The following is a 22,165-nucleotide window of genomic DNA, read 5'->3' on the forward strand; positions in this document are numbered from 1 at the left end:
CCTGCGAATGAGCCGGGCAGCGGCTCTGGAGGAAAGCATTCCGGGAAGCGATTTTTCCGGCCTGGTGAAAGCCCATAGCCGCCTTCTGGCGAGGCTCAGCCGCGAGATCGCCGAGGGGGTCGCCACCCTATCACGGGAATAGGCGCCTACAAAATGCGATGCCACTTTGAAGGAACTCAACTCAATTCCTTCGTTTAGCAGCTGTCAGTTTTATCAGGGCACTGTAACATCGCTTTCGTGAATGAATCGAAATCCGAATAGCGCAAGCCCCCTCCCCACACAATCGAAAGAAGGTCGCATCAAAGCAGTTTGCTGGTTCTGCTGTAGTGTGTCCAATCTTGCAATGGCAACTCAGACCGCTACGAGGATGTCGTCGCCTGCAATCAGGCCATAGGTTCAAGCGCTATGGGGCGAAGAATCGGAGGTAGTGCTGAAAGAGCTGGCTACGTCATCAGCGACTCACTGAGGCAAAGCCGAGCTTATGAGAAGCGGAGGCTTGCTCCTTGAGAGCCCCAGGAGGGAACGATCTTGACCTAAGCCCCCTTTGCACCGGTTGAAATCGTGTCTCCTGTGAGCTTTCAATGTTCCGATGACGCGAAAAGAAAGGTCGATAGAACCGGCCTTGGTCGAACCCCACATCAAATGCCTCCTAAAATTCCCTCCAGAGCCCTCCAATCGAGCAGAGGGAGGTCCCGCGACCTCCCTCTCTCACACCACCGGGCGTGCGGTTCACTTACCACGGCTATTGTAGTTTAATGGCATCGACAAGACAAAGTAAAATTCTCAGAACAGGATGCTTATGCGCCTCAAAATGACGCTTATCATTGTTTTATCAGCCGCCGCGGTATTGCTCCTTGCCGGATACCTGCTTCTGCGCTCCCAGGACTACAACCGCTACAGGGAAGTGATCGAAACGGCCGTGAAGAATGCAACCGGTCGGGAGCTGACGATCGGGGGCGACCTCGCGCTTATGGTCTCGCTGAAACCAAAGCTCGTGGTTTCGAACGTAACCCTCGCCAACGCGCTTTGGGGAGAACACCCCCTGATGGCCAGGATCGGCCGCTTTGAGGCCCGCATCAAACTGCTGCCACTGGTGCTCGGGGACCTGGATATCACAGAGATCGAATTAAACGATGCCGAACTGAATTTGGAGATCGATGCGAGCGGTCGCGCTAACTGGACATTTGACCCTGCACGCACTTCACGCACGGACTTCTGGTTTATCAATCGCCTGATGCTGAACCATCTGAGCCTGCAACGCCTCGCCGTCACCCATCGTAACGGGCGGACAGGCCTGACGGCGCGGTATGACCTGGCCGCCCTGGAACTTACGCGTTCGCCTGCGGTCGAATCGCTTTCGGTAAAATTGGTGGGGCGCTTGAACGGCCAGCCCGCGGCGCTGTCAGGGCAAATCGGGGCGATGGGCAAGCTGTTCACCCATGAGCGGTTCCCGGTCGCCCTTGAGGGAGAGATTGCAGGGGCTGAAACCAAGCTCCGCGGTGAAATCGGCAAAATCCTGAGCTTGCGGGACCTTGACCTTGAAGTTCAGTTAAAAGGCGCAGACCTGGCCCTGCTGGGCACCGGAATCGGCGTCCGCCTGCCGAAAACGGATCGGTTCGACCTGGCGGCGCAGCTTGGCGGGAACGCGGGCGCCCTGACCGTAACCAACGTCAGCGGCAGCACGTGGCGGGCCACCCACCAGTTCCAGCTTAAAGGTGAGATCGGCAACCTGAACACCCTCGCGGATATAGACCTGGTGTTTCAGGGCGATGGCGCAAATCTGGCCGAGCTGGGCCCGATCATCGACCAAGCCCTCCCGCAAACGGAAGCGTTTCGGGTAAGCGGCCGCCTGATCGGCTCCACCGGCGCGCTTCGCATTGAAGAGACGGCGGCAACCTTTTCCCGCGGGGGTCTCAAACTCAGCGCCGATGGCAATATTTCGGAGATCAGCGTGGGCAGGGGGTTGGACCTTATGCTCAACTGCTCGGGAACAAACCTTGGCAAGCTTGGGCCCATCATCGGTACCTCCCTGCCGAACTCCGGCCCGTTTGAGATCTCGGGTCGACTCACGGGCGCGTTTGATGCGCTCAGCCTTGAAAACGCCGATGCAAAGCTTTCCGGCGCCGGTTTCGAACTGGCGGCGAAAGGCGCGGTGGGCAATCTCAACGCGCTGACCGGCATTCGTCTCCAGGCAGATGTTGCAGGCAGCGACCTAAAAGCCTTCGGCCGGTTCTTTAAAATTTCGCTGCCGGTGTCGGATTCATTCGATATTGTCGGCCTCATCAGCGGATCCCGGCAAGCGCTCGCGCTTCAGGATGCCAAGGCGAATGCCGGACGCGGCAGCCTGGCGGTGCAGTTTTCAGGAAGCGTCGGAAACCTGATCGACTTCTCCGGGGTAGATGTCGGCCTGAAAGCATCGGGCCGGGATCTGGCGGAACTCGCGCCCCTCATCGGCCAACCGCTTCCCCGGACAGGCCCCTTCAGTATTGACGGCCGCCTTAAAGGCGACACCCATGTCCTGGCATTTTCAGGAGGTCAGGGATCCGTCGGCCACGGCAGCATCAAGGTGTCCGCGAAGGGTGCGATAAAGGAGGTGATCGCGCTTGAGGGAATCGATCTGATGCTTAGCGCTTCCGGAAAAGACCTCAGCGAGCTCGGGAGCATGATCGGGGTTAAGCTGCCTGAAACCGGGCCATTTGACGCAACAGGGCGTCTGACGGGCTCCGCCGGCAAGCTGGCGCTGCGCGAAGCGCGTGGCAATATCGGCAAGGGGCCTTTACGGCTTGCGGCTTCCGGCAAATTTGAGGACCTGCTGGATCTCAACGGCATTGACCTCAACCTTGAAGTTTCGGGAAAACAACTGGGCGAGTTGGGAGAGATCTTTGACGCGCAGATGCCTGACTTGGGCCCGTATAATTTGCGTGGACAGCTTACCGGTTCCCGCAAGGTTCTGAACTTCAAAAACGTTTCCGCCACTGTTGACCAGAGCGACTTCAGCGGGTGGGGGACAGTCGAAATGCGTTCCAGACCGAAGGTCACCTTGCGGTTGGAATCGGCCCGGATCGATGTCACACCGCTCATCGGGGAGGCGAACGAGGATATCCAGCATGTGGTTTCCGAAAAGCGCCACCCCAAACTGTACGTGGCTTCGGATCACCCCCTGCCCATCGATAAGCTCAACACCCTGGACGCGGATGTCGAATTGCGCGCCCGCAACATCCGGGCGCGAGACACCGACCTGGAGTTGGGGCACCTGGTTTTTCGAATTCAGCAGGGCTCTCTCAGTGTAGACAAACTCGAAGTCACCTACCGGCAGACCAAGATTTCAGCTGACCTGGGTGTCAAAACAGAGATCGGTTCACCCCCAACGGTGGCCTTCAAGTTTCTGGCCCAGGACTTCGACCTCGGCAGTTTTCTCGATGAAATCAAGGTGGGGAGCGGTAAGACGTCCGGGCACATTGACATCGCGGCGAAGTTGAGCAGCCGGGGAGAGTCCTCCCGGAGTCTCCGGGCAAACCTCGATGGCACCATCGGCGCCGTTTTCGGCAAGGGGGACTATCCGCGCGGCCTTGACCTCATCGCGGAGGATCTCACCCAAAGGATCATCCCCTTCTGGGGACACCACAACGAGGCAGGCCAGCTCAACTGCGGTGTGCTCCAGTTCGGCATCCGAAGCGGCGTCGCCAAAACCGAGAATTTTTTATTCGACTCTGAACGCAGTGTCCTGACAGGGGCCGGAGAGATCAACCTCGCCACAGAGAAGATCGATTTTCTGCTGGCACCCAAACCCAAAGATCCCAGCCTCTTCAGCCTGAACACGAAACTGCGCATCACCGGCAGTGTTCTGGATCCGACCGTCAGGCCAGACCCCATGTCAGCGGCCATCAAGGGGGCCAAAGCGCTGAGCTTTTTCGCCATCGGCCCGGCCGGACTTTTGGCACCCTTCGTCAGCCTGGGGGGAACTCAAAAACACCCCTGTGATCTCCAGAGCCTTCAAAACGAGATCGAGGCCATCTACCACTGACTGGCCATCAAGTGCGGCCATCCCCCCCATCCAACCGGGATGCGCAACCTCCAAAACCCATTGGTCTACATATTTGACACACCCGAGAATGCGTCGGGAATCACCCTCTTGAAGTAGTGGCACCAAATCCCGGAAAGGAGACGGGTTAGTGTAACCCTCTTTCTGTAATTTCGATTCAAGCTCCAAGAGCCATGCGGGACCACCCTGGGGGATTCCCAAAAATTCCCCGGTGTGGTCCCGCCTGGTCCAAGTCCGGAAGGGCTTGAAATTGGTGAGCCAGATCAGTACTCCAAAGGTTCGCCAAAACCAAAACGGAGGGACTGAAATGACCCACCACGAACAGAATATAAATCGGGCAGATGTTGGAATTTGAAATCGCTTCTGGAAACCCGCCCGGTTTTCCACCGGAACGATGCCCACATCGCCGGCCACGTGTTTTGCAGCTTTATGGCGCTGGTGCTGCGAAAGGAGCTGGACCAGCGTCTTTCGGCTGCCGGTCACCGATTCGAGTGGCTGCACATCAAGCAGGACCTCGAGGCGCTCAAACAGGTCGTCTTCGAGGAGAACGGCAAACGGTTTATTGTCCGCAGTGAATGCAAGGGCAACTGTGGCAAGATCTTCCAGGCGGTCGGGGTGGCATTTCCCCCGCGCGGTGATCGAAGAAATCAATCTCTTTGCGCGGGGATGGGTCGGCTACTTACGACTCGCCAGTGTTAAAGCTCAATTCGATATGCTGAATCAATGGATACGTCGGCGCTTGCGCAAAATCTTATGGGAGCAATGGCGTAAACCCAAGACCCGTTGTCGAAAGCTGATAGCACTGGGACTTGAGGCTCATCGGGCACGTAAGGCAACAGCAACCGGCCTTGGGGCCTGGTGGAATGCGGGGGCCTCGGGCATATGCATGCGGTCGTCAATAACCGCGTCCTGGCCTCATGGGGACTTCGGAGCCTTCTCGATCAACATCGGGCCATGCAACGGTCCAAATGAACCGCCGTGTACGGTCCCGTACGCACGGTGGTGTGGGGGGACGGGAAGGGCGACCTTCCCTCCCAATGGGATTGAACGTCGTTTCAAACTCTCTCTTGCAGTGGGTTTGACGTTTCCATCCCAATCGCCGCGCCTTTGCGCGGCCGCCGGGGAAGGGCGCACTACCTGCGGGACGCGGAGGGGTCCGGGTGAAACAAGGCGAAGACCACCGGGATCAGGACCAGGGTGATCAGGGTAGAGCCGGTCAGGCCCCCCACCACCGCCCGCGCCAACGGGGCCTGGGCGTCGGAACCCTCGCCGATGCCCAGGGCCAGCGGCAGCAAGCCCAGGATGGTGGTGAGGGTGGTCATCAGGATCGGGCGCAGGCGGCGGCGGCCGGCTTCGATCAGGGCTTCCTGGATGCCCATCCCCTCCCGGATCTGCCGTCCGGCCTGGTCCACCAGAAGGATCGCGTTGTTCACCACGATGCCCCCCAGCATGATGCAGCCGATGTAGGACTGCACATTCAGGGTCGTTCCCGTCACGAACAGCGTCACCAGTACCCCGATGATGGCCAGGGGAACGGAGAACATGACCACCAGCGGGTCCCGCAGGGATTCGTACTGGCAGGCGAGCACCGTGTAGACCAGCACCAGGGCCAGGAGAAGGGAGACCACCAGCTCCCGGAAGGCTTTTTGCTGTTCCTCGAACTTGCCGGCCACCTTCAGGTCGTAGCCCACCGGGCGGGGAATGCCATCCAGCCGGGCCTGCACGTCGCCAGCCACCGATCCCAGGTCACGCCCGGCGATGTTGGCCGTAACCGTCACCCGGCGTTGCTGGTCCTTGCGGTCGATCAGCACCGGACCACGGCTGGCTTCGGTGGCCACGACATTGCGCAGGGCCACCGCCTCACCGGAATCCGTCGTCAGGGTGAGATCGAGAATCTCGTCCAGGGAGCGCTTCTCGGCGTCCTTGAGCTGCACCAGGATCCGGTAAGCGTCGCCGTTCCGGCGGAACTCGCCGGCCTTGGACCCTGCGACCGCGGTTTGCAGCAGCTCGGTGACATCCCGGATGCTCAGGCCCAGATCGGCCACCTTGTCGCGGTTCACGCGGACGGCCTGCTGGGGGATGCCGGCCTCGAGGCTCGTCTCCAAATCCGTGACCCCCGGCACCTCCAGGATGAGGGCTGCGGTGCGACGCGCCAGGGCGTCTATGGTGGCAAGATCGTAGCCGCGAATTTCCACCGTCAGGCCCGTTTCGCCCCCCAGCAGGCGGTCCAAAAGGAACTGCCCCTGGGGCGCCCGCACCCGGATTTCCATCCCCGGTACGCTTCCTGCCAGCCGCTGCCGCAGATCATCGGCAATTTCCACGTTGGAACGTTGGCGCTGGGTGGCCGGCAGCAGGGACAGGCGGAATTCCCCCTCGGCCCCGGCGTCCGCCCGCCAGCCGGTGGGGCCCACGCGGACCACCCAGGCCACCGCTTCGGGCACAGCCGGCAAAATGATCTGCTCCATGAGACGGGTTTGTCGATCCACCAATTCAAGGCGGGTACCGATTTCCATCTTGCCGATGACGCGCACCTCGCCCTCGTCGCTGGGGGGCAGAAGCTCGCTGCCGATCAGGGGCAGGAGCAAAAGGCTGGCGCCCAGCAGAGCCGCCGCCGTCAGCACAGTGGTCCAACGATGCCCCAGGGCCCAGCGCAGGAGATCCAGGTAAGACCTTTCGATACCGTCGATGACCGAACGGGCCTTGGCGGCCCAGCGGCCGCCGGGGTCGGCGGCGCCCCCGGGGCGTCGTGGCCCCAGGGACAGAAACCGGGAGGCCAGCATCGGCACCAGGCTCAGGGAAAGAACCAGGGAGCAGACCAGCGCGAAGATGATCACATAGGCCATCTCCTTGAAGAGAATGCCCGCCACACCGCGCACGAAGACCAGCGGCAGGAAAATGACCAGGGTCGTGATGGTGCTGGCGATGATGGCCGGCCCGACTTCCTGGGCTCCCGCCACCGCGGCCTCTTCGGGCGCAAGGCCGTTTTCGCTGCGGCGGCGGTAGATGTTTTCGAGCACGACGATGGAGCTGTCCACCATCATGCCCACCCCCAGGGCCAGTCCCCCCAGAGTCATCAGGTTGAGGGTGAAGCCCCCGAAATAGATGAGGGCGAAGGTGGCCACGATGGAAATGGGAATGGACAGGGAGACCACCAGGGTGCTGCGAATGCTGCCCAGGAAAAACAGCAGCACCACGATGGCCAGTCCGCCGCCGTAAAGCACCGAGCGGGCCACATTGGCGATGGAGCGCTCGATCAGGTTGCCCTGGTTGATGACCGGCACCACGGCGATCTGGGGGAGGGCCTGGTTGATGGCCGTGATTTCGGCCAGGACGCGGCGGGAAACCTCCACGGTGTTGGCGTTGGCCTGCTTGCGGATCCCCACGTAGAGCCCGCGGCGGCCGTTGACGCGCACGATGCGGGACACCTTCTCGTAGGTTTCCCGGACATCGGCGATCTGACCCAGGCGCACCGCGGCGCCTTCGCGTTGCACGATGACCGTGTTCCGGATTTGATCCAGATCGGTGAACTCGGCCGGGGCTCGCAAGGTGACCTCGTAGCGCCCCTGTTCGATCTTGCCCGCCGGCAGGTCGAGATTGGCGTCGCCGATGGCCGCGATGATGCGGTCGAGGGGCAGGCCGGCAGCCTTGATCCGCTCAGGATCCAGTTCGATCCGAACTTCGCGGTTGAAGCCCCCGAAGAGGTCCACCTGGGCCACGCCCGGGATGCGGGCAAACCGGTAGCGCACCTGGTCTTCGATCAGCTGCGTCATTTCAACGGGATCGATGATGCTGGAGATGCCCAGAATGACGACCGGAAAACTGGCAATGTCGAATTTGCTGGTGCGGGGCCCGACGATATCCTCCGGCAGTTCGTTGATTTCGTCTTCGAGCTTGCTCTGGACCTCGATGGCGGCCGTGTCGATGTCCGTTCCCCACACGAAGGTGACCCGCACCGCGCTGCGGCCCTCCGACGAGGTCGAGGTGATTTCCTCCACGCCGGGCACCACGGCCACGATCTCCTCGATGATGCGGGTCACCAGCCGCTCCATCACCTCGGGGCTGGCCCCTTCGTAGTCGGTCCGGATTGTGAGCGTCGGCAGTTCGATGTCGGGCAGCATGTCGATCTGCAGACGGGTGAGGGAGACGGACCCCAGAATGACCAGGATCAGGGTCACCATGGTCGTGAAGATCGGCCGCCGGACGCTGAAACGCGGCAGTTTCATTGCTGGTCAGCCCCATTGCGGACGGGCACGCGTGGTTCCTGATCCGCCGCAATTGTGATCGGGGAGCCGTCGTCCACCTGCTGCTGCCCGATGACCACTACCCGGCCGGAGAGTCCCTGGCCATCCACCTGCACCCGGCCGTCTTCGCGGATGCCTGCCGCGACTTCGCGCCAGCGAACGGATCGGCCGTCCTCGCTGACCACGAAGACACCGGTTCGATCGTTGCGCTCGGTCAGGGCCTGTTCCGGAACGATGACGGCATCGGCCACCCGGGACAGTTCCACGCTGGCCTGGATGAACATGCCGGGTTTGAGGCGGTGGCGGGGATTATCGATGGTCATCTCGATGCGTGCCTGGCGGGTGGCTATGCGGAAGACCGGAGCGATGCGGGCGATGCGGCCCGTAAAGGTTTCATCGGGATAGGCCGCCGTGGTCAGGGATACCATCTGCCCGGGCAGCATGTTGGCATAGTCCCGTTCGGTGACGAAAAAGACCCCCAGGATGGGGTCCAGCTCGACGATCATGAGCAGGGGCGTGTTGGCTGCCAGGGTCTGTCCTTCGTCCACGTAACGTTCGGCCACGACGCGTTCGTCGTTCCCACCGGTCCAGCCCGCCGTAACCCGGGTGTAGCCCAGGCGGATGTTGGCGCTCTCCAGGGCGGCGGCGAATTTGGCCACCTGGGCTTCGGCCACGGCCAGCTGCGCCCGCTTGGCCAGAAGGTCCTGGCGGGCCGCATCGAACTCCGAGTCGGAGGCGATCCCGCGTTTACGCAACGACTCGGTGCGTTGGAACTCGCGGTCGGCGATCTCCAGGACGCTTGCGGCCGCGGAGCGATTGGCCTGAGCTACGGCCAGGTCGGCCCGGGCCTGGGCTACGGCCTGGACATACTCGTCATTGTCGAGCTCGGCCACCACCTGCCCACGCCGGACGGCATCGGCAATGTTCACCAAGACACGCTCCACCCGGCCGCTGACCTTGGGCGCCACGACGAATTCCGCCAGGGCCTCCAACTCTCCGCTGAAGGAACGCCTGAGCGCGATCGATCCCCGTTCGACGGGCGCCACCTCGACCGGCACCGGCCGCACAGCGCTGGGTTGGCCATCGGAACCGCTGCGGTCCTGCCAAGCAGTGGTGACAATCCATCCGAGCAGCGCCGCGGCGGCGAGAATCACCGCCAGCAGAACGCGTTTGGAGACGACCGATTTCATGGGCGCTATCCTTTGGTCGAAGACCTTAACGAGGCGCTTGACCCAAAAAGCAGGCTACGCTTCGGCGATCATGCACCATCGTGCCTTTTGACCGATTTTGCAACGAGAAAAAAGGCAATGCGAGCACCGTCTGCCGGGCCAGGGCGGCCGCGAGCGGTCGGGGCGAATTGAATTGTCAGGCCTGCCCCAAACGCGTTATAGGCTCTACCGACAAGCCAAGCCTCGAAGGTCCGTCATTCCGGCGAAGACCGAAATCGCATCCATGGCCGAGGGGTTTGCAATGAAAGCCCGGCTTGCGTCGGGTTGACGGGGAGGCGTTCACCCGGCCAGATTGACCCATTCGGCGCCGGTGCCATGCCGGCGCAACCGCCGGATTGTTTGTAAGGAGCTTATCGTGACAGCCGTAAGATGCCACCGTCGCTGGGTGATCACTGCGTTGCTCGGACTGTTGCCGGCCTTGACCGCCTGCGCACCCATTGCCGGCGGGATCGACCGGGCCGCCGGGGGGCCGTCTGTGCCGCTTGATACGGTGATCGCAATGCCCCCGGAGAAAGCGGGGCGGTCTCCGGAGACCACGGCACCGCTCGTTTCTACCGGCCCGCTGAAGATCTCCGTTACCGAAGCCATCCTGCTGTGCCTCGAAAACAACCGCGCCCTCGCGGCGGAACGGTTGAACCCGGAAATCGTCCAAACCTTCGAGGATCAGGAGCGCGCGCTGTTCGATCCGGCGGTGGATGCGGAAATCGCCGCAGGCCGCCGAAAGGCCGAACGCCAGGCCCGCTCCGGGTCGCAAACCGAAAGTTTTTCTGGCGACACCCTGGACGGCCGCATTTCCCTGGGGCAGTATTTTCCCACCGGCACGACCGTGACTCTGGAGGCCGGTACCCAAATGTCCGACTCCAGCCTTTACGAGGACCCCTTTTATGCCAGCCGTCTGGGGATGACGGTGACCCAGGCCCTCCTGAAGGGCTTCGGCCCCCAGGTCAACCTGGTGCGGCTGCGCCAGGCCCGCCTGGACACCCGCATGTCGGCCTTCGAGCTGCGGGGCTTTACCCAAGCACTGGTGGCGGAAGTGGAGCGAACCTGTTGGGACTACGCCCTGGCCCGGCGCCGGATCGAGATCGTCGAGGAATCCCTCAAGGTGGCCCGCCAGCAGCTCGACGAGACCGAAGAACTCATCGCCGTGGGACGGCTGGCCAGGGCCGAACGGGCGGCGGTCCAGGCCGAGGTGGCAGCCCAGGAGCAGGCCCTCATCGAGGCCCGGGCCGCCCAGGAAACTATCCGCCTGCAGCTTCTGCGGCTGCTCAACCCACCAGGACCCGGCCTCTGGCAACGGAACATCGAACTGGTCCACCAGCCGACCCTGCCGGAGATCACCCTGGAAGCGGTGGAGCAGTATGTGGCCCTGGCCCAGCGCATGCGGCCGGTTTTGAACGAAGCCCGCCTGCAGCTCATGCGCGGCGACCTTGAGATCGTCAAAACCGGCAACGGCCTGCTGCCCCTGATGGAGCTTTTCGTCACCCTCGGCAAAAGCGGCTATGCCGATTCCTTCGTCCGCTCAGTAGACCGCATCGACGGCGACAGCTACGACGCCTTGGCGGGCGCAAGACTCGCCTATCCTTTTTTCAATCGCGATGCACGCGCCCAGCACCGGCGAGCGCAGCTGTCGCGCGACCAGGCCCAGAAAGCGCTCGACAATCTTGCCCAGCTCGTGGAGGTCGATGTCCGCACGGCCTATATCGAGGTCAACCGCACCAAGCAGCAGATCACCGCCAGCTCGGTCACCCGCCGGTTCGACGAGGAAAAGCTGCGCACCGAAACGGAAAAACTGCGGGTGGGCAAATCCACCAGTTTTCTGGTGGCCCAGGCCCAGCGGGATCTCCTGGTCAGCCGCATCTCCGAGGTTCAAGCCCTGGCCAACTACCTCAAGGCCCTGATCGACCTCTACCGCCAGGACGGGTCGCTTCTGGAGCGGCGCGGGATTTCAGCCCCAGGACGCGAACCGGTGGCGCTGCGCTGAGGGCCTCGGCAAGAAATAATTCCACATCTGGCTTGTCTTTTGGCCCGTCACCGGCGTTACATCCACCGGCGCATATCCCGATATGCACCGGCGAATGTGCCCGGGTGACGAACCAAAATCCGCCGCCATATTGTGGAATTATTGATTGCCGCGACCCTGAAACCCCAATCTTTACACCGCCGCGTGTCGAGACGCCCAGCGCTCCGCTCACTCACACAATCTAACCTTGTTCGTTCGCGATCTCCTCGTAAAGGGACAGGGTACGCTCAAAAACACGCGACCAGGTATGGTCGGCGGCGATTTTTTCAGCCTGGGGATCGTCCAAATCGGGAGACCGTTGGGCGGAGGCGATCATCTCAAGAAGGCTCTCGCAGAGAAGATCGATCAGGCGCGCCTCGTCTTTGCGGTATGGCCGGTCGATGGTTTCCAGGGGGGGCAAGGGGATCAGACGGACCGTGTCGCTTCCGGCTTTGCCAAAGATCTCGCGGAAGCCGGACAACTCGGTGGTGATGACCCGGCACCCCGAGGCCAGCCCTTCGAAAAGCACCAGGGGCAGCCCTTCGAAAAAGGAGGGCAGCACCTGGATATGGGCTCGTTTCATCAGCTCGGCCAATCGGCGATGGCTGACATAGCCGTGCAGGGTCACCCGGGGGCCCAATCGCCGGGCCAGGTCGATGCATTCGCCGTATTCCGGCCCGCTGCCGCTTCCCGCCAGGTGAAGATGCCAGTCCCGGTCGGTGATCCTCATGAGGGATTGCAGCAGCCAGGGGACGCCTTTGCTCCGATTCATTTTTCCGGCATAGAGCAGTTGGACCGTTCCGGCTGTCCGCCGGGGGCCGCGGTTAAAGAGGGTGTCATCGAAGCCGCCGCCGTTCACCATGATGGACGTTTCGGGGATGTCATAGACGCGGCGGATCTCCGTTTTCTGATCGGCGCTGAGGGCGATGATTTTGTCGATTTGCCGGCAATAGCGCTGCACGAAACCTCTCAAATGGGGGCACAGTTCCACCTGCCTGAGGTCGGTGCCGTGGCAGGTGGTGACCATGGGCAGATCCGGAAAGCGTTTTCTGGCCAATGCCGACAGCAGGAAAAGGTGGTTCGTGTGAAGGATATCCGGACGGAAACGATTCAGGGTTTCCTCCAGTACACGACTGAATTCCGTCTTGTAGGCCGTCAGTCGCCGGCCTTTTAGCTCACTGAACCGCGAACTCCGATAGGGCATGACATCGGACATCCCGACGACCGGGAAATCGAGTGTTTCCGATTCGAAAAAAACATAGTCCCCCTCAACTGACGGCCGAGCCGCCGCGGGGTCCAGGCTGCCCGCAGGGACACCGGCAATCCGACAGCAGGTGATTCCGTGCTTTTGGGATTCCCGCATCAGGGCCTCGAGATAGATCCCACTGCCGGTCATTTCCGGGCGTTGCCCGAGCAGGTGTAATACGCGCAGATCTTTCATTGTCGTCGAGGGCCATCCTTTTCGTCGGTTTTTTTCGCCTGCCGGGCGGCCGCCGCATAGGCCAGGCGCCAGGTTTTGGACTGCCTTGGTTTTCGGGTGGGCCATTGAAAGCCAAAGTGACCGCACAACGGGCAAAAGGCCGCCATCTGGTCGTCAAAGGCATCGGATGAATCCGGCAGTTCCGGCCGGCCCAGGCGATAACCAAAAATCCGATCGATGCCACCGGCAATGGCGCACATATAATACCCCGAGGGTGTCAAGCCCAACCCACACTCTTCGATGATGCGGCAGCCGCAGCTGTAATCTGAAAACCGGTTGAAAATGCTATCCGCGGGCGCCACGTTGAATGGGCGGAACAGGTTCGTGCGTGAGGTCTTCAGTGTGGTTTTGATGGCGATGGCGGGGGGCAATTGTTCCAATACCCGGCGAACCCGACGGCCATGGAAATTGGTGCCCACCACCAGCCGTACGCCAGGGTTATGGGTCCGTCGATAGTCCATCAGGCGCTCGACGATGTCCAAAAAGCGTTTGTGGAGGGTGGGTTCGCCGCCCAGGACGCGGATCCGCTTCCAGGGGATCTTTCCATCGACGCTACGGGCGATGAAGGCCTCTACGGTCGCAACGGGCATTTCAACCTCGCTGGGCGCCTGGCTGCAGGACCGGTTGCAGTTGATGCATTTCAGGTTGCATTTGTAGGTGATATCGATCTCGATAAACTCGCGACTTGGCAGATACTGCCTGCCGAAACGGTTGGCAACCCATGACTGTGCCCGGATAAATTGGCAAGCATCTGAAAGCAGCCGTTTAACGGTGATGTTGCGATGACGCGGGGGAGTCTTCAAGAGTGGGATTCCATGGGGTCAGGGCAAAAAACAATTCCACCTTTCGCAGTTTCTTCAGGGTCGCGACAATCAATAATTCCACAATATGGTGCCGGAATTTGGTTCGTCACCCGGGCACATGCGCCGGTGCATATCGGGATATGCGCCGGCGGATGTAACGCCGGTGACGGGCCAAAAGACAAGCAAGATGTGGCATTATTTCTTGCCGAGGCCCTCAGGCCGCCACATCGGCCACCAGGGCGCCCAGCGTCCGGACGATATCGGACGGCGCCAATTTGACCATGATCCCGCGCCGGCCGGCGTTGATCATGACCTGGTCGTAAAGCGCGGCGGCGGCATCCATGACCACCGGAAGCCCTTTTTTAACCCCAAACGGGCTGATCCCTCCAACCAGATAGCCGGTCAGGCGCTCGGCCGTGGCCGTGTCGGCCATCGCGGCGCGTTTGGCGCTGCATGCCGCCGCGACCTTTTTCATGCAGACCTGTCGGTCACCGGGCATCACCACCAGCACGTGGCGGCTGCCATCCAGCGCCACCACCAGGGTTTTGAGGGTCTGAGCCAGGGCGAACCCGACGGCCCGGGCAGCGAATTCGGCGCCTTTTTCCTTGTGGTCGTATTTGACCACCTCGTGGGCAATCCTTTTTTGATTCAGAAACGCGATCCCTCTGGTGGTCATACCTTTTCCGAAAGTGTCCCATTGTTGACGGTTCCGCAAAAGGTCCAATTTCTACGTTGCGCTGCATCTCGAAATCGCTGCTGCGTACTTATAAGTACGCCTCACGCCGCTGAGATTTGTGCGCCGCAGCTTGGCGCTTTTTTTGAAACCGTCTGGATTTTGACTTTTACCGGTTCATCATTGTTAAGTTGGATTGAAGCGACGAAGCCCACATGCAAAGGAAGGGAAGGGTGCCCCGCAACGCTTCACCTATAAAGTCTTTATTCAGTCACCCGCATTAAGTCAAGATCAACGCCCCGGACGCCGCTGCTGCTGAACAGATGGCCTGCTGCCGCCCAAAGGGGTGGTTGTGCCGGCGGACGCTTTGCAATCCACCAGCGGATCTGGTATCGAAAAGTTCCAAGGGCCCGGTGAATTTGCTGGCACTTCAAAAGATTACCTCTCATGGCGCTGAAGGCCCGGACGCGGGCGGAATCTACGCGGGGGGATGCCCCGGCGATGAGCGGGCCCGGCGCGCCATGGCGGGATGGCCGGGCTTAAAGCACGCGCCATTCGGCCGTCTACGCGCCGGCAAGAGGGGAGGGGCGATTCGGACATGATCCAGTTGCGCAGCCTTGTGGGGTTCGTTCTCCTGGCCGGCCTGGCGTGGCTCTTTTCCGAGGACCGCCGGCGGGTCAACTGGCGAACCGTCGCCGCGGGCATGGGCCTGCAACTGGCGCTGGGGGTGGCCCTGGTTTTAAACCCCGCCGCGGCGACCGTGTTTGAGCTCCTCAACCGCGGCGTGCTGGTGCTGAGCGATGCCACCACCGCCGGCACCTCCTTCGTTTTCGGGTACCTGGGGACTCCGCAGCCGCCCTTTGCCGCCGCCGGCCCCGGCAGCTATTTCGTCCTCGCCTTCCAGGCCCTGCCACTGATACTCGTCGTCAGCGCCCTCACCTCGCTGCTCTTCTACTGGCGGGTCCTGCCGCTGGTGGTGCGCGGCTTTTCCTGGGTGCTGCGCCGCGCCCTCGGCGTCACCGGCTGCGAGGGTCTGGCCGCGGCGGCCAACGTCTTCGTCGGGATGGTCGAGGCCCCGCTCTTCATCCGGCCGTATCTCGGGCGCCTCACGCGCGGCGAACTGTTCTGCGTGATGAGCTGCGGCATGGCCACCATCGCCGGCACCGTGATGGTCCTCTATGCCCGGTTTCTGGAGCCGGTGCTGGGAGCTTCTGCCCTGGGCCACGTGCTGATTGCCAGCATCATCTCCGCGCCGGCGGCCATCGTCACCGCCCGCATCCTGGTGCCCGAGACCAACAGCGAGATGGTCAGCAGCGCTGACGGGATGGCGATCCGAAGCGAGGCGCGCGGCAGTCTCGATGCGATCGTGCGGGGCACCACCGAGGGCGTTCAGATCGCCATCAATGTCTGCGCCATGCTGATCGTGGCGGTGGCCCTGATCTACCTGGCCGACGCCTGCCTGGGTATACTGCCCGAGGTGGCCGAAAAACCACTTTCCTTTCAGCGCGTACTGGGCTGGTGCCTGGCGCCGCTGGTCTGGCTGATGGGCGTGCCCTGGGGTGAAGCCGCCGCCGCCGGCGGGTTGATGGGGCTTAAAACCATGGCCAACGAGCTGCTGGCCTACCTGGCGCTGCCCGCGGCGGGGCTCTCCGAGCGGACCAACCTGGTGATGACCTACGCCCTCTGCGGGTTCGCCAACTTCGGTTCCCTGGGCATCATGATCGGCGGCATGGGAACGCTTGCGCCGGAGCGGCGCGCCGAAATCGTGCAGCTGGGACCCAAGTCCATCCTGGCCGGCACCCTGGCCACCATGATGACCGGGGCGGTGGTGGGGATGCTGGTGTGAGCGGCGGGTTGCGCGAACCGGGCAAAGACCAACTCCTTCTCCACGGGCCTTTTGGCCGGTAGTGGCGGGACGCCCGACGACCGGCTGATCGCCAGCCCGAAGTTTGAAGGAAAGAAAGCCGCGACGATTAGCCAAGGACCGGGGCGCCAAACTAACCAATCATGAACACCCACCGGAACCATGGGGCATCGGGCCCCCAGAATAACTCGGCGACGGCGCCGCTGAAGCCGGGCGTCAACTGCTGGCGCGTGGAAAAAGCCGACCGGGTCGGCGTGATCGTCGACGCCGCAGACTACTTCGCCGCCTTTGCCGAGGCATGCCGCGCCGCGCAGCGGCAGATCCTGATTCTGGGCTGGGATTTCGACCGCCACGTGCGTCTGCACCGCGACGACCGCAAGCGTGACTTGCCCGACCGCCTGGGGGCCTTCCTGGCGGCCCTGGTCAAGCGCCGCCGGGGGTTGAAGATCTACCTCCTGTCCTGGGACTTCAACATGATCTACGCCGCCGAGCGCGAACTCCTGCCGGCCCTGCGGCTGCGCCTGCAGGTGCCGCCGCGCTTTCATTTCCGCCTCGACGGCGAACACCCCAGCGGTGCCTCGCATCATCAGAAGGTCGTCGTGATCGACGACCGACTGGCTTTTGTCGGCGGCATCGATCTCAGCCGGTGGCGCTGGGACACCTCGCGGCACACGCCCCAGGACCCGCGGCGGACCGACCCCAACGGCAAGCCCTACCCCCCGTTTCACGACCTGATGATGGTGGTGGCGGGCGCGGCCGCGGCGCGTCTGGGGGAGCTGGCCCGGGAGCGCTGGCGGCGTGCCCACGGCTGGAAGATCAAACCGCCCGGTGAGGTCGATTCGTCCCCCTGGCCGGCGTCGGTGGCGAACTGGCTGGAGGCGGTGTCCGTCGCCATTGCCCGCACCGAGCCCGCCCACGCCGGACGAACGGCGGTCGAAGAGGTTCGCCGGCTCTACCTGGATGTTATCGCCGGCGCGCGCCGCTTCATCTACATCGAAAACCAGTACTTCACCGCCCGCTGTCTCGCCGACGCGCTCATCGCCCGCCTGCAGGAAACCGACGGCCCCGAGGTGATTCTGGTGCTGCCCCAGCGCACCGGCGGCTGGCTGGAACAGGTGACCATGGACGTCCTGCGCGGACGGGTTGTCGCCCGGATGCGGCAAGCCGACCGTCACGACCGCCTGCGGATCTTCTTTCCGTTTCAGAACGGCTTGGGCGACGACTGCATCAGCGTGCACGCGAAGCTTTTGATCAGCGACGACCGGCTGCTGCGGATCGGCTCCGCCAACACCAGCAACCGCTCGATGGGTATGGATACCGAATGCGACCTGGTGATCGCAGCACAGCAATCGGTCGAGGTCGCGGACTTCATCCGCAGCCTGCGCCGCCGGCTGTTGGCCGAGCACCTGGACTGTTCCATCGAGGATCTCGCCGCGGCCGAATCCCGCAACGGCGGTCTGATCGCGGCGATTACCGCGCTGATGGGCCCGGGCCGCAGCCTGCGGCCGCTGGACTGCCGGGTGGACGAGGGGCTGGACGAGATGGTGCCCGATGGCGGCCTGGTGGACCCGTCCGAACCGATCAGCCCGGACTATTTCGTCGCGCGTTACATACCCAAGGACCAGCGCCCGGCGGGGCGCAAGCGCCTGATTGCGTTTCTCGCGGTTATCGTTGCACTTCTCGCCCTGGCGACCGCCTGGCGCTGGACCCCGCTGCAGGACTGGCTCTCGCCGCAACGGGTGGCCGATTTCATGACGCGCTTTTCCTCCCCGAGCGGGCGCGCGCTGATTGCCGTCGCCGGGGTCGGGCTGGCGAGCGTTCTGATGGTGCCGCTGACCTTCCTGGCCGTTGTGGGCGCCGTCGCCTTCCCCGGCTGGTTGGGCTTTGTCTATGTGCTGGCCGGGGCGCTGGTGGGATCGGCCATCGGCTTCATCGGCGGACGGGTGATGAGCCGTGGCGCGCTGGAACGGATCAGCGGGTCGCGCCTCGGGCAGCTCAGCCGGCAATTGGCGAAACGCGGCACGATCGCCGTGGCGGTCCTGCGACTGGTGCCGATCGCGCCTTTTGCGGTCTTCAACCTGGTGGCCGGCGCCTCGCACCTGGGGTTTCGGCAGTTCATCGTCGGCAGCCTGCTGGGGATGACCCCCGGCCTGGGCGCGATCACGTTCTTCTCGGGCACCCTCTGGGCGGCGGTCAGCGAGCCGAGCTCGGAAAACCTGGCCATCGCCGCGGCAGCGGGGCTCGGGCTGACCGGTCTGGCGCTGTTCGCCAAACGCTGGCTGCGCTCCGGTTGAAGGCACGGTATGCGGCGATGCGCGTGGCGACCTACAATGTCCATGACTGTGTCGGCCGGGACGGGCGCTTTGACCCCGGGCGCATCATCGAAATTCTGGCCGAGATCGGTGCCGATGTCGTGGCGCTCCAGGAAGTCACCCTGGACACGGCAGGTGACCTGATTGGACGCCTGGAGACGGCTACCAGGCTGCACGCCATCGACGGCAGTCTCTTCGCACGCGGCATCGGTCGCTACGGCAACCTGCTGCTGACGCGGGACTTGCCGCTCTGCTCGCGCCTGCACGACCTGTCCCGCGCCGGGCGCGAACCACGGGGCTGCATCGAGGCGCATTTGGCGCTTGGCGACGGCCGCGTCCGGGTGTTCGCCACCCACCTCGGTCTGCAAAGAGGTGAGCGCGCAATCCAGATAGGGCGACTTGCCGCGGCGGTTGCCGTCTCCCGGCGGCCCGCGTTGGTGCTGGGGGATTTCAACGTCTGGACAGGTTCAGCGGCACTGGGCCCCCTGATTCGGATCGGCTTGCGCCATCGGCCGGTCAGGAGTTATCCCACCTGGCCGGTCCCAATCGTGGCGCTGGACCGGATTCTGGCGCAACCGCCGCTTGCCCTGGGGCGCTGCCGGCGCCACGAAAGCCCGTTGGCGCGGGTCGCATCCGATCATTTTCCGGTGGTGGCCGATGCGCGCTTGATTTCCTCCGGGTGAGGGAAAGGCCGTCAGCGGCAGGGCATTGCTCACAGGAAGTGGCGCGCGCCGACCAGGCGGCGGCGGTAGTAGTTCTGAGACAGAGAGTCGATCCGGATGGTTTTTCCCCGGCCCGGGGCGTGGATGAAGCGGCCATCTCCGATGTAGATTCCCACGTGCGAGACATTTTTTCCGGAGCGGGTGGCGAAAAAAACCAGGTCGGCCGGTCGCAATGCCTCCGGGGCGATCGGACTGCCGGCGCGGAACTGCTCGCGTGAGGTTCGCGGCAGTTGATAGCCGTTGAGCCGGTAGGCGGTCATGGTCAACCCGCTGCAGTCGAAACCGCGCTTGGGCGAGGCCCCACCCCAACGGTAGGGAAGCCCCAGAAAATTTTTTGCCGTACCCACGATCCGCTCCCGTACGAAGTCTTCTCCTTCACGCGCGCGGTGGGCGGCGGCCAACTGCTCCGGCGCCACGATGTAAAATACATCCAGCGCGCCGTCGCGCTGCAGCCGGCGGGCCCGCCGGCGGGCTTCCTCTTTGGATGCGAAATCGCCGAAGCGGACCTTGAACAGACCGTCGTCGTCTTTAAAAAAGGTGGCCTCCAGCCCTCGGCCCTGGAGCTCCTCGGTGAGGCGCACGGCATTGTCCAGGCTGGCGAAGGCCCCGGCCTGGACCGCGATGCCGACTGCGGCCAGCCGCGGTTGTTGCGACCCGAACGGCCCCGCAGGGGGATGCGTCGGCTCACCGGCGCAGGCCGCCAATAACAGCACCGGCAAAAACAACGCCAGCGAGCGCCGTGGATCTCGGTGCCGGAGGGGTAGGGTATGCTTTGGTCGGTTGCCCGTCATGGACCTTTTTTTTAACGCGCGTTTGCCCGCCAGCCGAAAAACCACCGCCCGACGGGGCTTATTAAACGTCGGCTTCCCACGCCCCATAGCCTTCAGGAGTCAGAAAGACCGTCGTTTTCAACTGGTTCATATCAATCAGCCCCCGCGCAAACAATGCCTTGATGGCGGCCAGTGTTTCGGTGGGTGCCAGCGGCAGGGCGGCGACAACCGCGCTGATGTCCATGATGCCGGGCGGCCCGGTCATGTCCCACTCCTTGGCAAGCAGCGCCAGGAGCTGCTTTTCTGCTGAAGTCAACATTGCATTACTCTAACCATTTAGTGCGCAATGACAACGGCGGCAGCGACCGGCCTTTCTGCCCCGCCGGCACGCAGCCCCTCAGCCAAGAACCGCGGCGAGCCGAATCGGCTGCCGGGAGGTGCGCGCCGCGGAAGCGGGTGCCAGCCCTCCTTGACGGTCAGCCGCCTCGCGGAATTTGCGCAGCTGGTCTTCGTAATACGACCGATTGCTGCGCGCCAGGGCCAGTGCGCGAGCCGCCACCGCGACCGCCTCCTCCAGCCGCCCGCTGACGAAGTAGCTTTCGGCCAGGGTATCGAGCACGTGGGCCGTGGGGTCCAGACGGGCAGCGGCCTGGGCGAGGGCCAGGGCCCGGTCGGGGTCCCGCAGGGCGGGGTCCTCGCAGGTGGCATAGAGCCACGCCAGGTTGTTGAGCACCTGGGCATCCTCCGGGTTCAGGCGCAGCGCTTGCACATACGCCCGGATAGCTTCGGGGTATCTTTTGGCGGCATAGCGGAGATCGCCCAGCATGCTCAAGAGGCCGGGGTTTTGGGGGTTTTTTTCCAGTTCCCCGAGGATGATGTTCTCCATGAAATGGGCGTTTAGCCGGCGTCCCGTTTCCCCGAAGTTCAGGTGGTAGCCCACCGCGGCCACCAGCAGGATGCCGGCCAGATAGACCCCGATACCTTTGCGGATTTTGCGGTCCTGGCGGGTGATCCAGCTTCGGTCCGCCTCGCAGCGCCTCAGGTAGTCGATGCGCTGGCTGATGCTGAAGTGGTGCCAGTTGGGTTTTTCCGGTGGCTGACCACTGGTCCGGGTAATCTTCTGAAGGGTGGAGATGAGGGGGGCGGCACTGTTGAAAAGCGAGTAAACAAAGCAATCCGCCTGCCGTTCGAAATTTCGCATGAAAAAACCGAAGATGAAACGGAAGTAGAAGAGGAAAAGCGCGATCATCACCAGACTGAAGAGCACCGAGGTGACCGTGGTCTGGTTGAGCCCAAGGCTGCTGATCAACCCGTAGAGGGGACGGGAGTAAAGGAGGGTGTAGACGATCAGGTCGAAGGTGGCAAAGGAGAGCAGCAGGTAGCCGGTGAAGAAAAAGAGGTAAAAGAGCAGGTGGCGGCGTTTGACGTGGCCGATTTCATGGGCGACGACGGCGTCGATCTCCTCGGGGGCCAGCATCTGCAGCAGGGCGCGGGTCACCAGCAGGTAGCGGAACCGCCGGACCAGGCCCATGACCCCGGCGGTGATCATGCGGCCGCCGAAGATCGGCCAGTAGAGGATCTCGGCGTAGCGCATGCCCGCCTTGCGGCACAGGGCCTCGATGCGGCTGCGCTGGTAGCCGGGTTCAAGCGGTTTGCAGCGCCAGAATTTCTGGATCATGGCGGGCCCGACCACGGCCACCAGCAGCAGAAAAAACAGAAAATAGAGGACCTGCCCGATGGTGGAATCCAGCAGCCGGCCGAGGGCGGCGATGGGCAGGGCATGGATCAGGTCGGCCACCACCGACAGCAGAAACCACGGCAGCAGCACGGGCACGGCAAAAGCGATGTTGGAGCCGACGTAGGCCTTGCGTGAGATGGCGGCGTGGTAAAGCTCGCGCTGGACGTCGTAGGCAAAGGCCCAGACCACGGCCAGGTAGCCCGTGAAAAGCGCGATAAACAGCAGCGCCTGGAGGGTGGGAAAGACCCGGAAGACGGGTACACGGGTCAGGAAGGCGCTCAGGTTCAGACCG

The 22,165-nt window shown here is 63.0% G+C and carries 15 protein-coding genes; 7 read left to right on the forward strand and 8 right to left on the reverse strand.

The features are described 5' to 3' along the window. The first annotated feature begins 799 nt into the window (after positions 1 to 799). The 3 genes from LJE63_10050 to LJE63_10060 all read left to right on the forward strand — a co-directional run bounded on the left by LJE63_10050 (position 800) and on the right by LJE63_10060 (position 5,243). Entirely contained in the window at positions 800 to 4,024 is a 3,225-nt protein-coding gene (locus LJE63_10050) for an AsmA family protein (protein MCG6906954.1), read from the forward strand. A 369-nt stretch (positions 4,025 to 4,393) separates the two neighbouring features. After that, a complete protein-coding gene (locus LJE63_10055; protein MCG6906955.1) occupies positions 4,394 to 4,741 on the forward strand; it encodes a hypothetical protein in 348 nt (115 codons plus the stop codon). Continuing rightward, positions 4,632 to 5,243, forward strand: a complete 612-nt coding sequence (locus tag LJE63_10060; GenBank protein MCG6906956.1) for a hypothetical protein — start codon at positions 4,632 to 4,634, stop codon at positions 5,241 to 5,243. Before LJE63_10055 ends, LJE63_10060 begins: the two co-directional genes overlap by 110 nt. Here LJE63_10060 and LJE63_10065 read toward each other — a convergent pair. Together LJE63_10065 and LJE63_10070 are read right to left on the reverse strand one after the other, a co-directional pair. Beyond that, positions 5,176 to 8,265: an efflux RND transporter permease subunit gene (locus LJE63_10065; GenBank protein MCG6906957.1), complete on the reverse strand. Its 3,090-nt coding sequence runs from the start codon at positions 8,263 to 8,265 to the stop codon at positions 5,176 to 5,178. The genes LJE63_10060 and LJE63_10065 overlap by 68 nt on opposite strands. Then, complete coding sequence (locus LJE63_10070; GenBank protein ID MCG6906958.1) at positions 8,262 to 9,473, reverse strand: efflux RND transporter periplasmic adaptor subunit; 1,212 nt, start codon at positions 9,471 to 9,473, stop codon at positions 8,262 to 8,264. The genes LJE63_10065 and LJE63_10070 overlap by 4 nt, the downstream gene beginning before the upstream one ends. A 394-nt stretch (positions 9,474 to 9,867) precedes the next feature. Between LJE63_10070 and LJE63_10075 the strand changes: the two genes are divergently transcribed. Continuing rightward, a complete protein-coding gene (locus LJE63_10075) occupies positions 9,868 to 11,493 on the forward strand; it encodes a TolC family protein (protein ID MCG6906959.1) in 1,626 nt (541 codons plus the stop codon). Between the two features lie 220 nt (positions 11,494 to 11,713). Here LJE63_10075 and LJE63_10080 read toward each other — a convergent pair whose 3' ends face one another. From LJE63_10080 to LJE63_10090, 3 genes are all read right to left on the reverse strand, one after another. Continuing rightward, positions 11,714 to 12,952, reverse strand: coding sequence for a glycosyltransferase family 4 protein (locus tag LJE63_10080; GenBank protein MCG6906960.1), 1,239 nt, complete (start codon positions 12,950 to 12,952; stop codon positions 11,714 to 11,716). Further along, entirely contained in the window at positions 12,949 to 13,794 is an 846-nt protein-coding gene (locus LJE63_10085; GenBank protein ID MCG6906961.1) for a radical SAM protein, read from the reverse strand. Before LJE63_10085 ends, LJE63_10080 begins: the two co-directional genes overlap by 4 nt. Before the next feature lie 214 nt (positions 13,795 to 14,008). Beyond that, on the reverse strand, positions 14,009 to 14,470 hold the full coding sequence (locus LJE63_10090) for a Cys-tRNA(Pro) deacylase (protein ID MCG6906962.1): 462 nt from the start codon (positions 14,468 to 14,470) through the stop codon (positions 14,009 to 14,011). Positions 14,471 to 15,065: 595 nt separating this feature from the next. Between LJE63_10090 and LJE63_10095 the strand changes: the two genes are divergently transcribed. The 3 genes from LJE63_10095 to LJE63_10105 all read left to right on the forward strand — a co-directional run bounded on the left by LJE63_10095 (position 15,066) and on the right by LJE63_10105 (position 19,326). Continuing rightward, positions 15,066 to 16,313, forward strand: a complete 1,248-nt coding sequence (locus tag LJE63_10095) for a nucleoside:proton symporter (GenBank protein ID MCG6906963.1) — start codon at positions 15,066 to 15,068, stop codon at positions 16,311 to 16,313. A 161-nt stretch (positions 16,314 to 16,474) separates the two neighbouring features. Then, complete coding sequence (locus LJE63_10100; GenBank protein ID MCG6906964.1) at positions 16,475 to 18,625, forward strand: VTT domain-containing protein; 2,151 nt, start codon at positions 16,475 to 16,477, stop codon at positions 18,623 to 18,625. Positions 18,626 to 18,642: 17 nt separating this feature from the next. Beyond that, complete coding sequence (locus LJE63_10105; protein MCG6906965.1) at positions 18,643 to 19,326, forward strand: endonuclease/exonuclease/phosphatase family protein; 684 nt, start codon at positions 18,643 to 18,645, stop codon at positions 19,324 to 19,326. 29 nt (positions 19,327 to 19,355) lie between these two features. On the opposite strand, the gene LJE63_10110 is transcribed toward LJE63_10105, so the two are convergent. The 3 genes from LJE63_10110 to LJE63_10120 all read right to left on the reverse strand — a co-directional run. Next, positions 19,356 to 20,078: an NlpC/P60 family protein gene (locus tag LJE63_10110; protein MCG6906966.1), complete on the reverse strand. Its 723-nt coding sequence runs from the start codon at positions 20,076 to 20,078 to the stop codon at positions 19,356 to 19,358. Positions 20,079 to 20,217: 139 nt separating this feature from the next. Next, positions 20,218 to 20,454 carry a hypothetical protein gene (locus tag LJE63_10115; GenBank protein MCG6906967.1) on the reverse strand — a complete coding sequence of 79 codons (237 nt, stop codon included), beginning with the start codon at positions 20,452 to 20,454 and terminating at the stop codon, positions 20,218 to 20,220. 78 nt (positions 20,455 to 20,532) lie between these two features. Then, positions 20,533 to 22,165, reverse strand: a 1,633-nt coding sequence (locus LJE63_10120) for a M48 family metalloprotease (protein MCG6906968.1), incomplete at its 5' end; no start/stop codon positions are given.

It is taken from the genome of Desulfobacteraceae bacterium, assembly GCA_022340425.1.
Classification (GTDB): Bacteria; Desulfobacterota; Desulfobacteria; order Desulfobacterales; family JAABRJ01; genus JAABRJ01.

Bases quoted from the DNA above. Each gene is read 5' to 3' on its own strand.
- LJE63_10115 (MCG6906967.1), bottom strand. From the start codon at position 20,454: ATGTTGACTTCAGCAGAAAAGCAGCTCCTGGCGCTGCTTGCCAAGGAG.
- LJE63_10095 (MCG6906963.1), top strand. From the start codon at position 15,066: ATGATCCAGTTGCGCAGCCTTGTGGGGTTCGTTCTCCTGGCCGGCCTG.
- LJE63_10065 (MCG6906957.1), bottom strand. From the start codon at position 8,265: ATGAAACTGCCGCGTTTCAGCGTCCGGCGGCCGATCTTCACGACCATG.
- LJE63_10090 (MCG6906962.1), bottom strand. From the start codon at position 14,470: ATGACCACCAGAGGGATCGCGTTTCTGAATCAAAAAAGGATTGCCCAC.
- LJE63_10100 (MCG6906964.1), top strand. From the start codon at position 16,475: ATGAACACCCACCGGAACCATGGGGCATCGGGCCCCCAGAATAACTCG.
- LJE63_10080 (MCG6906960.1), bottom strand. From the start codon at position 12,952: ATGAAAGATCTGCGCGTATTACACCTGCTCGGGCAACGCCCGGAAATG.
- LJE63_10050 (MCG6906954.1), top strand. From the start codon at position 800: ATGCGCCTCAAAATGACGCTTATCATTGTTTTATCAGCCGCCGCGGTA.
- LJE63_10105 (MCG6906965.1), top strand. From the start codon at position 18,643: ATGCGCGTGGCGACCTACAATGTCCATGACTGTGTCGGCCGGGACGGG.
- LJE63_10070 (MCG6906958.1), bottom strand. From the start codon at position 9,473: ATGAAATCGGTCGTCTCCAAACGCGTTCTGCTGGCGGTGATTCTCGCC.